Annotated in this window: 11 protein-coding genes and 1 pseudogene; 4 read left to right on the top strand and 8 right to left on the bottom strand. The window is 64.9% G+C overall.

The window, feature by feature from the left end; translation table 11 throughout:
• Positions 1-948: 948 nt before the first annotated feature.
• A pseudogene (locus ACFVYC_RS09510) lies at positions 949-1110 on the bottom strand (VOC family protein); the annotation flags it as partial.
• A gap of 48 nt (positions 1111-1158) precedes the next feature.
• On the opposite strand from ACFVYC_RS09510, the gene ACFVYC_RS09505 reads away from it, so the two are divergent.
• Positions 1159-2016 (top strand): alpha/beta fold hydrolase, encoded by an 858-nt coding sequence (locus ACFVYC_RS09505; RefSeq protein WP_387549293.1) that lies wholly within the window; start codon positions 1159-1161, stop codon positions 2014-2016.
• Positions 2017-2157: 141 nt separating this feature from the next.
• On the opposite strand, the gene ACFVYC_RS09500 is transcribed toward ACFVYC_RS09505, so the two are convergent.
• Entirely contained in the window at positions 2158-2544 is a 387-nt protein-coding gene (locus ACFVYC_RS09500; RefSeq protein ID WP_387549291.1) for a hypothetical protein, read from the bottom strand.
• Positions 2545-2999: 455 nt separating this feature from the next.
• Here ACFVYC_RS09500 and ACFVYC_RS09495 point away from each other — a divergent pair, with 455 nt between their 5' ends.
• Complete coding sequence (locus ACFVYC_RS09495; RefSeq protein ID WP_387549454.1) at positions 3000-3566, top strand: DUF1961 family protein; 567 nt, start codon at positions 3000-3002, stop codon at positions 3564-3566.
• Here the strand turns inward: ACFVYC_RS09495 and ACFVYC_RS09490 are convergent.
• The 6 genes from ACFVYC_RS09490 to ACFVYC_RS09465 all read right to left on the bottom strand — a co-directional run bounded on the left by ACFVYC_RS09490 (position 3481) and on the right by ACFVYC_RS09465 (position 8072).
• Entirely contained in the window at positions 3481-4152 is a 672-nt protein-coding gene (locus tag ACFVYC_RS09490) for an alpha/beta hydrolase (RefSeq protein ID WP_387549289.1), read from the bottom strand. The two genes, ACFVYC_RS09495 and ACFVYC_RS09490, sit on opposite strands and share 86 nt — an antisense overlap.
• A gap of 122 nt (positions 4153-4274) precedes the next feature.
• The gene (locus ACFVYC_RS09485; protein ID WP_387549288.1) at positions 4275-4556 is read right to left on the bottom strand and encodes a hypothetical protein; all 282 of its coding nucleotides are present in this window, start codon (positions 4554-4556) and stop codon (positions 4275-4277) included.
• Between the two features lie 692 nt (positions 4557-5248).
• A complete protein-coding gene (locus tag ACFVYC_RS09480; protein WP_015061970.1) occupies positions 5249-5401 on the bottom strand; it encodes a hypothetical protein in 153 nt (50 codons plus the stop codon).
• Positions 5402-5600: 199 nt separating this feature from the next.
• On the bottom strand, positions 5601-6614 hold the full coding sequence (locus tag ACFVYC_RS09475) for a DUF4192 domain-containing protein (protein ID WP_387549285.1): 1014 nt from the start codon (positions 6612-6614) through the stop codon (positions 5601-5603).
• 600 nt (positions 6615-7214) lie between these two features.
• Entirely contained in the window at positions 7215-7565 is a 351-nt protein-coding gene (locus ACFVYC_RS09470) for a hypothetical protein (RefSeq protein ID WP_387549284.1), read from the bottom strand.
• 75 nt (positions 7566-7640) lie between these two features.
• Complete coding sequence (locus ACFVYC_RS09465) at positions 7641-8072, bottom strand: hypothetical protein (RefSeq protein WP_387549282.1); 432 nt, start codon at positions 8070-8072, stop codon at positions 7641-7643.
• Positions 8073-9331: 1259 nt separating this feature from the next.
• Between ACFVYC_RS09465 and ACFVYC_RS09460 the strand changes: the two genes are divergently transcribed.
• Both ACFVYC_RS09460 and ACFVYC_RS09455 read left to right on the top strand, forming a co-directional pair.
• On the top strand, positions 9332-9475 hold the full coding sequence (locus ACFVYC_RS09460; RefSeq protein WP_387549280.1) for a hypothetical protein: 144 nt from the start codon (positions 9332-9334) through the stop codon (positions 9473-9475).
• Between the two features lie 262 nt (positions 9476-9737).
• The gene (locus ACFVYC_RS09455) at positions 9738-10172 is read left to right on the top strand and encodes a LexA family protein (protein ID WP_387549278.1); all 435 of its coding nucleotides are present in this window, start codon (positions 9738-9740) and stop codon (positions 10170-10172) included.
• The last annotated feature ends 8 nt before the right edge of the window (positions 10173-10180 follow it).

Here is a 10180-nt window from a genome sequence, read left to right as displayed (position 1 = left end):
GGTGGACGACCCTGCCGGGGATATAGAGGATGTTCTGGTCGTGGGCGACGAGGATGGCGATCAGCAGCGCGGGTCCGCCGTGGTTCAGGTCCGTTGCCAAAATGACCTCGTCCCCGTCCCCGAGTTTGAGGACGTTGGCGATGAGCTCGAGCAAGGCCGGTTCGTCATTGGGTATTTTTTTGTGAGAGCAGTCGGTTTCCGTCGGCGTCGATCACGACGCAGTGATGGTGGGCTTTGCCGGCGTCGATGCCGGCCCACAATTTCGCCAAAACAGCCTCCAGTCTGTCGGATGGTTGGAGCCCAGCAGATAACCGCGCCGTCGTGTCCTTATCCGGCGATCATGTCGCGTCTCTCAATCAGCGGTCGGGTCATCGCGGGGTGGCGGGCGGCCAATCCTACGAAGCCGTCACGCGCGAGTCGTCCGGCCACAGCAACAAAGCCATACCCGCCTCCCCTGGGTAGTCCACGACCCTACAACGGCCACGGAAAACTACCCGTCAACAACATAAGGACAGCAACCAGAAAACGCTTGTAGACAAGCAGGTGATGACGGTCAGGAGCTCTGCGACGGACCGGCAGCGCCCAACAGCCGGCCGCGCCAGCGGACGCCCATCAACTGGTTGAAGCGCAGCGGAGACCAGTGCGAGCCCTGCGAGCATGCCTTTCCCCTGGCCACCGGATCCGCTCTGGGCCGGCCACTCCCCCGGGCTTGCCGTCAGCATCAGGTGATCCGTCCGGGGCTGTCGGCGGGACCGGCGGTCCGCCGCCGGCGACCACCAACCCGCGCCAGCTGGCGGTGGACCGCCCGCGCACTTTGGTGAAGGTTAGGCAGCAATGAGGGGCACTCACTACTCATTTGAGTATTTGAGTAAGTGACTCCGCCGCGGGGTTTAGTGCATCGTGGGCCGGTGCTCCGGTGAGAACAGGACGGCCACGAGTTCGTTGTGCCTTCGCATGGTTCCCGTCGAGGCCCACGGCAGTGTCGGTCCACTCTCCACTGACCGTGTCGCGGCCCATAACGGTAAGCCCGAGGTCGGTGAAGAAGGCAATTGTCACTTCGAGGTCGCGGACCGCGATGCCGACGTTTTCAAGTTGATGGGCATGCGCCACACGGTACCAAGCTCCTCGTGGCACACGGTGAGGAATTAGGCTTTGCGGATGACCGATAGGGAAGAAACGCCGCAGGTAGTCGCTTCCCAGGGGGCGAAACTGGCAGTCTATGAATACGGCCCAGACCCAGGACCGAAGGTCCCCACCCTGCTGCTCGTCCATGGCTACCCGGACGACCACCGCGTCTACCTCCCGCTCATCGACCAACTCTCCACAACACACCGCATCATTGCTTACGACACCCGAAATGCCGGCCTCTCCTCCGTGGGGGAACAGCCGGGAAACTATGCGCTCCCACGCTTGGTAGACGACCTGTACGCCGTACTGTCAGCGACGCACGCTTCTCCAGTCCACCTCGTGGGCCACGACTGGGGATCCATTCAGGCTTGGGCAGCCATCCAGGACCCGCGGGCCGCCGGACATATTACCCGTTTCACCAGTATTTCGGGGCCTGACCTGCGGCACCTCAGCTGGTGGATCCGCCAAAAGCGAAGGAACCCACGGGGCTGCGCGCAACTGATGGGGCAACTCTTCCGCAGCTCGTATGTCGGGGCTTTCCAGGTCCCCGGACTGCCCGAGGTGGCCTGGCGCCTCATCTTTACCCGCTACTACGAGAAGGCGAGAAAGCGCCGGGTGGGTGACAACCCTGTCCGCGGGCTCGCTCTGTACCGCGAGAACCTTCCTTACAAGGAAGAACAGCCAGCGGTTCCGGTCTCGATCCCGGTCCACGTGGTGGTGCCTGTTAAGGACCCATTCCTCTCGCCACACCTGCTGGAGGGGCTGGAAAACCGGGCACCCCAGCTCACCATCACCCATGTGAATGCAGGCCACTGGTGGCCGGAAACACACGCATCCGACTTCGCAGCGCTCCTGCGAACGGGACCCGATGGCAGCCGCAAGGCGTAGTACTGGCCAAACAATCAGCACGGTTGTAATACAAGTTTGGTACTGAGCCCAGGTGCGGATCGGGATCTGGGACTTCAGCAACGATCCGGGCTTGGTATGGGACCGGCCACGCGGCAAGGGCTTCGCCCGCTGACCCGCCAGTCACCGGTCGATTGTCGCACTCATACGGGCGAGCAGCGCTGCCTGCCCGTCGGAGATGTCCAGCGCCTTCTCCGCCCGGAGCATCGGCACGAGATCCGGCAGCATCGGTGCCAGCAGCTTCCCGGCCGGGGCCCGCAGCACCGCCCAACACAGCACCAGCCCGTCCTGCAAGTCAGCCCCGTACACCGGGGCACGTCCCCGCCTGACCGGCCTTGGCCGCGGCGGATCAAGCGCATGCCGCAACACCGCCCGGGCATGATCCCGGTGCCAGCCGGTCAGCTCCACCAACTCGTCCAGGATCCGCCCCTTCCTGGCCCGGTCACCAGCCTGGTAGGACTCGGCCAAGTGCTTCGTGGCGGCCTTGCGCTCACCCATCGTCAGTCCCATCCCTCAAGGATGTCCGCGGCAGCCCTCCCGGACCTTTTGATCTGAGGCAACGTATCCACCTACGCGGAGGTTTTTTACGAGTCAACTCGGAGGGTTTCCTTATCGTTGAGTTGAACCTAGGCTAAGAAGGAGCCCGGTGGCCGCAGCCATTAACGGTTATGACCACCGGACTTTGAGTAGCTACACCTTCCTAGCTGTACGCTTACGCTTCCGAGTTGCCCCTCGGGAGCGTTTGCCCTTTAAGAGCGCGCTCCGCGTGGAAGCAGAGCGATGACAGCTGTCGCCAGGCTAACGACCGAAGTCGCGAGCCTGAGCAGTTCGTCGATGCTCACGGAGCCACCTCCTTCCTGCCCCGCCGTGCGAGGCCCCCACTGGTCCAGCCGGTCGAGGGTGGGCCGTCAACCCCGAAGAGCACACGGGCAGGTCCCGCGAAATAAGGGAGCGCAGCGAACGGAATCCGGATCAGCTGGGAGTTCTGCCCTCTTGAGGAACCGGGGCTGGCCATGGTGTTTTTTGCGGCGAACGGGCATGGCGGGCGGGATCTGTTCTCCCCTGAACTCTTGCCACGAACGGGCTACTACCCGCAGTACCACTCAGGGGACATTGACGCCCTGCACGTCTCGTATTTGCGGCACAAGTACCCGTCGGAGCGGGCCTTGCGGACCTGCAACCTCCGCAAGAGCGCCGGCTTCGAGCTGGTGGCCCAGGGCGCTGACCCGTTGCCGCCTGCCGAGGACGCCGTGGATTTTTATCGGATGGAAGTGGTGAAGGACGGCCGGAACGTGGGCTTTTCCATCAACGGGCTCCCGCTTTTTGACTGGCAGGATCCATCGGACGAGGTGCTGGGCGGAGGCTACCTGGGGTTCCGGCAGATGGCACCGCTCCGCGCGGCCTACCGCAACCTCGTCGTGGAAAAAAATCTAGCGTCCGGTTCCGTTACTTCTGCCAGCCGAGCCAGTCGACGGCTTCCCGGGCAATGGCTGGGGGAACCGTGTGCGGGCCAGGGAACTCCCGGTAGGTGACGTCGTAGCCACCCGCTTGGAGCGCGGGCACCAGCCGGCGGCTGGTGCGGTCAATCGGTAGGACTGCGTCGGTGTCTCCGTGGGAAACGAAGACCCGGGGTTTGCCGCTGCGCGGGACGGTCGGGACAAACCCCGGGGAGAATGCGACGACCCGGGAAAAGAGGTCACCATTGGCGAGGCCCAGGGCCAATGCGTAGGAAGCACCGTCCGAAAAGCCACCCACACCGATGCGGTTCTGGTCTACGAAGACCTGTTGGAAGATCCGCTCCATGGCCCGGTTGATCACCTGCACGTCGGGGCCGAAGGGTCCCCGGACGCCGTCCCAGGTTGAGTCCCGGGAAGACGGTGCTGCCAGGACGATTCTGCGTGTTTCGGCAAACGCGGCCAGCAGTAACAACCCTCCCGCAGCCTCACCCCCGGCGCCATGCAGCAGGAGGATAAGCGGGGCAGGTTGCCCGGTCTGCAGCCCGGACGGGACGTAGAGCAAGGTGTCCCGGACAGTCTCCAGGCCAAGGCCCTGCTGTCCGGGAACAGGTAGCTGCCCGGGCTCGTTTCCCGGCCTGGCAGTCAGGGCTGCAGAATTCACTGTCGTTTCTCTAGGACGATCCATCTCTTCTCCAGAACAGGCTGAGAGGGCTGCGGCCATTCCGAGGGCTCCCGCGCCAACCAGGAAGCTGCGTCGCGTGGCCACGGTCTACTGCCATCCGCCTAGTGGCTGATGGTGCCTTTGCGCGATTCGAGCACGGGTGGAATCCAGCGGTCGGCGGCAACGCCTGTTGCGATGGAGTAGACGGCTTTGTGCAGCACATCAAGCACCTGTTCCCGCGGTGTCCAGGTTGTCGGGGGAGCGCCCATCCCCGTGGCATTCTCAAGGGTCTGATCGAAGGCGAGCCGCACGGCGGTGTGCTTGGCGTTGGCGAAGGGACCCCGGATGCCCGTAGCCCACATCCCCCGGAGGGAGCCCAGCACCGCCCCGGTGCCCCAGCGCATCAGGTGGTTCCACAGAAATGGTGTCTCCGCCTGGCTGGGGTCCTGCCCAGGAGCGTCAGAAGGGTCCGGGCGGGAACATAGGATTTGGGCCGTTTCGTAAAGATCTGTTCGGCTTTTTCGCCGGCAGTCATCACTGCTACTCCGGCAAGGCCGCACACCGCGCCCTTTCCTGCAGCCGCCAGCAGCCGCCGTCCCCTCGTTTCATCGTGCATGTGCTGCTCCCATCCGCATCGGGCGTACCTGGAATCGTTGGTCCCTAGGTACCCAACAGAGGGAGGCCCTAACCTAGGCGATGGCCTGCAGCGACAGTTCCTCCACCGCCGACTGAAGGGCATCCAGGTCGAACCACGCGACAGGCTGCGGCCGGTCCAAGCCTCGAAGCGACGAGGATCTGGAATTCGCCTTTGTGATCCATGAGCCAGTCACACGGGGCCAGGGGGTCCGGAGCTCTGCGACGGCGCGCCCTGGACCCAACAGCCGGCCGCGCCAGCGGACGCCCTTCAACTGGTTGGAGCGCAGCGGAAACCAGGGCGAGCCCTGCGAGCCTGCCTGGCGGCCGCCGTGCCGTGGCGGGGAAGTGCTGGTCCCGGGCGGACGTGACGAAGGACCGGCACGTTGGTGACGTGGCCGGCCCTTCGCGGTTTTTCCTCGGCAAAAGGAAACTTGTGGCGCAGCGTCAGTGCTGCTTGCGTTTACAGCTCGTAGTGTCGGTGGTCTTTCCTGGGCCGGTCTACTGGGCCGGTGGCTGGGCCTGCCGTGAGCAGGCTCAGTTCCAGGATGTCTTCAAGGGGGCTCGCGTCCGGGGCAACGGTATCGTCCTCGGTCATGCGGAATTGATCTGCCACGCTCGGGACTCCTTGGCTGTACGGGACGGCGGTGTCCTTTCACAGTATCGGCAGTTCCTGCGCGCGGGCTGGAAGTCGCGGTGCCCGCGCAGCGTTTACGCGGCCGGCGGAGCGAAGCGGGGGAGGCCGCCGCGCACCTGGGGAAGATCCAAGAGGAGGGCCGGACCCCCTTTTGTAGTGGAGTCCGGCCCTTTCGAAGCTAGCGCTTCAAGCGGCGGTCATAGGCCTTCTTCGGGTCCCGGCTGCAGTCTGCCAGCAGGCCGCGGTTGACCAGTTCGCCCAGCAGTTCCGCCAGCCGGTATCCGGCGAGGTCCTCCAGTGCGAGCTTGAAGTAGCGGGCGGCGAAGCTGGACTGTCCTTTGAGCCATTCCAGCCAGCCGATCAGGCACAGCATGGGAGCGCGCTGCCCTTCCGGGGTGGCTTTCATTAGTTCGAACGCGACTTCCTGCGCCGTGTCCACGCGGGCCCAGTCCGGGCGGGTGAGAAACACACCCAGCATCACGGAAGTGAACTGCTCCGGGGTGTGGGTGATGATGTCGCCCATCATGTAGTCCCGGATGGTGGGGTGCTGCAAAGCTCCTGCCAGCTGGTGCGCGGTCTGGGTTGTCAGGCTCTTGGGGTCCTTCAGCACCTTGGCCCAGGCGGCGCGGCTTGCGTCCAGATCCTCGGGCCAGCCGTCGGGCGTGTGCGCGGCGATGGACTCGCGGGCGGTCTCGGCTCCGGTGAACGGTGCGGGTGCGATGAATCCGGTGACGGCGCTCCCCCGGTAGATCAGGGCGGCGTTGCCGTTGCTGGTGGTGATGGTGTCCAGCGACTCATCGGGGCAGCAGCTGGTGTCTGTGCAGTGGTAGTTCCGCCACAGTTCGGAGGTCACCAGCCATGCGTCCTGCAGGGGCATCCCGGCGGTTTCCAGTTCGGTGCGCAGTGCCTGCACGTGCCCGGCGTAGGGGCGGCTGCCGTCGGTGGTGTTCTCGTCGGTGTAGATGACCAGCAGGCTGCCAGTAGCGGCCTCGTCTGCGGTCAGGTAGCTGACGATGGTCTGGGCGTAACCGACCAGATCCTGCCCGAACGGGGCATCAACGCGCAGGGTCGCGCCGATCTTGTTGCCCTGCATGGTCAGGGCGACAAAGGACTCGGTGGGGGTCTGTCCCAGCGTGTGCGGGATGAAGGCCAGGACGTCGGCCGGGCCGGTGAATTTGATGAAGTCGTTCATGGTGTTGCTCCTTCTTGCCGAGAAGTTGGGTGGGTGGGGCGGCAGGTGACCGGCCAGCTCCCCTTCTCCCCCCGTTGTTTTTTGGCTGCTGGCGAAGCTTGCGGAGCTGTGCCTGTGGAGTCCCGTCTACCCGCAGGGCAAGACCCGGAAAATCTTCGGAGGAAATCAGCGACGAAGGAGCGCCGGAGAAGACCTTTGCGGGGCGCAGGCCCGGGAGGAACGACAGGGGCTAGAGGGGCCGGAACGGGCACGTACAATCCGAAGGACAGCAGCCAAAAAACGTCGTAGACAAGACAGGGCCAGGGGGTCCGGAGCTCTGCGACGGCACGCCCTGGACCCAACAGCCGGCCGCGCCAGCGGACGCCCATCAACTGGTTGGAGCGCAGCGGAAACCAGGGCGAGCCCTGCGAGCCTGCCTTTCGCTCCGGGCCACGGACAACCAACGACACCCGCCAGCCCTGGCTTGCCGCCGGCGGCCGCCGGCCGGCACTTGGTTGCTGCGGGATTGGCGGTCCGCCGCGGGCGACCACCAGCGCAAGCCGGCCACGACGGCGGACCGCCCGGCGGTGACCGGCCCCGAAAGACCGGCCACCCTCGGCCCTATTCGCGGCGGTCGTGGAGCGGGACGGCTCCGTAGTGTCCGGCTGCGCGGCGGAACTGGGCGTCACTGCTGAAGATGAACGTGCCGCCGAACATGTACCACGGGGCGGGTTCGCCCGCCGGGGTCACCGGCTCGGCGTGGACCACGGTTTCGCGGTTGAAGTTCTCGTTTTTGACGAGCCGGACGGCGGGCCGTTCGTCGGTGGCCTCGAAAACCGGGTCGATGCCCTCGCCAGTGACGGTTACTTCCATGACGTGGGCGGAGATGCCCCGGTTAGAGAAGTCGGTGCCCAGGGCGTCGCGGTAGATCAGGGCGGTGATGCCCTTGGGGGCGGTGGTGCCGTTGCTCATGTGCTGGCTCCTTTGAAGTCGTTTGGGTGCTGTACTGCCCGGTTGCGGCCGGGCAGTACAGCGGTTGAGTGCTGGTTAGGCGGCGTCCCGCACGGCGTAGGGCATCCGGTAGCGGCTGGGAAGTTCGGCGGCGGCCTCCGGCAGGTCCGCCGGGCCTTGGGCCTGCCCGTTCTTCCAGTGGAAGAACGCTTGCTCAGTGGTCGCATCCCACAGGCGGGCTTTCGTCCGGTAGTAGGTGCACGTCACGTCGCCCTCGCAGTAGGTGGCGATGCCGAACAGGTTGCCGATGCTGTCAGCGGTGCGGGTAACGGCGACCATGACGTAGGGCCATTGGCCCAGGTCCCAGCCGTCACATCCCCAGCTGGAGAGCACGGCCCAGCCGTGTTCTTCGATCAGTTCCATCCAGTCGTAGCCGCCGTTCATGTGGTAGTCACCCAGCACGGTCACGCCGTCGATGGTTTCCCCGGTGTCCGCGAGGGTCACGGTCTTTTTGCTTACTGCGTTCATGGTGTTGCTCCTTCTTGCCGAGAAGTTGGGTGGGTGGGGCGGCATTGGTGACCGGCCAGCTCCCCTTCTCCCCCCGTTGTTTTTTGGCTGCTGGCGAAGCTTGCGGAGCTGTGCGCGTGGAGTCCCGTCTACCCGCAGGGCAAGACCCGGAAAATCTTCGGAGGAAATCAGCGACGAAGGAGCGCCGGAGAAGACCTTTGCGGGGCGCAGGCCCGGGAGGAACGACAGGGGCTAGAGGGGCCGGAACGGGCACGTACAATCCGAAGGACAGCAGCCAAAAAACGTCGTAGACACACCAGGTTCAGGGGGTCCGGAGTTCTGCGACGGCACGCCCTGGACCCAACAGCCGGCCGCGCCAGCGGACGCCCATCAACTTGTTGGAGCGCAGCGCAAACCAGTCCTGGCGTGCGTAAAATGAGAGTGTCCTCCGTCATCGGCTATTCCCCCCAGTTGGCCGGTGACGGCAGGGCCTAAAACTCCCACACCAGCCAGTCGATGTGTCATGCTCGACGGCGTAGGCAGCAGGATGTTTACAAGCAGCGGGTCCGCATTCCAAGAGTGCGGGCCCGCTGCTGCTTCCCACACATTCCTCGGGCGTTGGTAGCGTAGGACGGTCGCCAGTTGCAGCGGAACTCGGGGGAGTTCTCCTCCTGGCGGGACATCTATTCAGGGGGCAGGGCTATGGGACTACGAAGCTTTTTCAGGGGACGTCGGACAGCGGGGGCGACACGGCTGTTTCAACAGCCGTCGTTGAGCCGCAGGCGGACGAACCGTTGACGCCTGCGCAGCTGGTGGAGCTCCAAGAGGCATGGGCAGAATTCGCCGAAGCGGCTAAAGGTTCAGGCGTGAACAACGTTCACGCCTGAACCCGCAACGGCAAGCCCCGGCAAAAAGACCCCGCGGCCGTGCGCAGCATGGCGGCCTTGCTGCACCGCGTACGGGATGAGGACACCACGCCTGGCACCGGACCGGCCGGGTAGGGGCCGCGCCAGCCCGGGCAGGGCCGCGCCAAAGGCCGCCGGCCCCGATCAGAGGCGCACACACCACCCCTTGAGTCAGTCCCTTGAACGAAACGCTTGGATCCTTAAATTCCCAAGGCCCCGATTTCCTCGGAGCCTTCTAACCCGTAGCCGAAACATCTGAGGGTGGCACCACCCGTTCTACACAGCCGGGTCATTCCGGCTTCGCCCATGGCCAAGAGGCGGCCGGGCCGCGTGTCTTAGGACTCCCAGCTGCGGCGCGCGCCTAGGGTCAAGGGCATGGAGAGGGACAAGTCCGGCGAGCTGGAAGGGCAAACATCTGTCAACGACTTGCTCGACGAGCCGATCGGAGCCACACCCATCCAAATGGCCCTGCCCATCCTCGTACAGATCCGGCCCGGTGAATTCAGGCGCCTGTCCTGACCCCACCCCCGCCGCTGACGGCACCAGCCTTTTCCACACTCCTTCCCAGGGAGGACCGGCTCCCCCGGTGACCACCCTCGCAGCTCGGCCGGGCGGGTTGTGCCCACTGGGGTCAGGTGGAGCCCTCCGCACAGCTCAAAGCTGTCCCCCATTGGCGTGCAACCCGCCCCGGTTTTGCTCTCCCAAGAACCTGCCGGACACGAATGTCCGGGCCGCGGAGTACACTGATTAACTCGAACATATATTCGAATAAAGGTGTGTTGTGGGCGTTATTATCGGTCCCCCTGTGATAGATGCGGGCGTTTCGTTGTTGTCTGTGCTGGTCTCCCCGGTGCTGGTTGCGGCGGGGTTCCCGTCGCCGGCGCAGGACTACTACTTTGACGGCCGTCTCGACCTGAACGCGCACCTGATCAAGGACGTCAGCAGCATCTACGTGGTCCGGGTGTCCGGGGAGTCCATGGAGGGCGCCGGGATCAGCGACGGGGATGAGCTGATCGTGAACCGGGCGCTGGAGCCGCATGACGGGTGTGTGGTCGTCGCTGTTTTGGACGGGGAACTGACGATCAAGCGGCTGCGGATCACCCCGGCAGGGGTGGTGCTGCAGGCGGAGAATCCGGCGTACCCGGACATTGAAGTGCCGGCACTGTCCGACCTGACTATTTGGGGCGTCGCAACCCGATGCCTCCACCACGTTTAGGACCGGGC

Origin of the sequence: Pseudarthrobacter sp. NPDC058329, from assembly GCF_042879835.1 — a bacterium.
In the GTDB taxonomy this organism is placed as follows: Bacteria; Actinomycetota; Actinomycetes; order Actinomycetales; family Micrococcaceae; genus Arthrobacter.
This window is presented reverse-complemented; position numbering and strand designations above follow the sequence as displayed.

Bases quoted from the DNA above. Each gene is read 5' to 3' on its own strand.
- ACFVYC_RS09460 (WP_387549280.1), top strand. From the start codon at position 9,332: ATGGAGAGGGACAAGTCCGGCGAGCTGGAAGGGCAAACATCTGTCAAC.
- ACFVYC_RS09470 (WP_387549284.1), bottom strand. From the start codon at position 7,565: ATGAGCAACGGCACCACCGCCCCCAAGGGCATCACCGCCCTGATCTAC.
- ACFVYC_RS09475 (WP_387549285.1), bottom strand. From the start codon at position 6,614: ATGAACGACTTCATCAAATTCACCGGCCCGGCCGACGTCCTGGCCTTC.
- ACFVYC_RS09505 (WP_387549293.1), top strand. From the start codon at position 1,159: ATGACCGATAGGGAAGAAACGCCGCAGGTAGTCGCTTCCCAGGGGGCG.
- ACFVYC_RS09500 (WP_387549291.1), bottom strand. From the start codon at position 2,544: ATGGGACTGACGATGGGTGAGCGCAAGGCCGCCACGAAGCACTTGGCC.
- ACFVYC_RS09465 (WP_387549282.1), bottom strand. From the start codon at position 8,072: ATGAACGCAGTAAGCAAAAAGACCGTGACCCTCGCGGACACCGGGGAA.
- ACFVYC_RS09485 (WP_387549288.1), bottom strand. From the start codon at position 4,556: ATGCGCTGGGGCACCGGGGCGGTGCTGGGCTCCCTCCGGGGGATGTGG.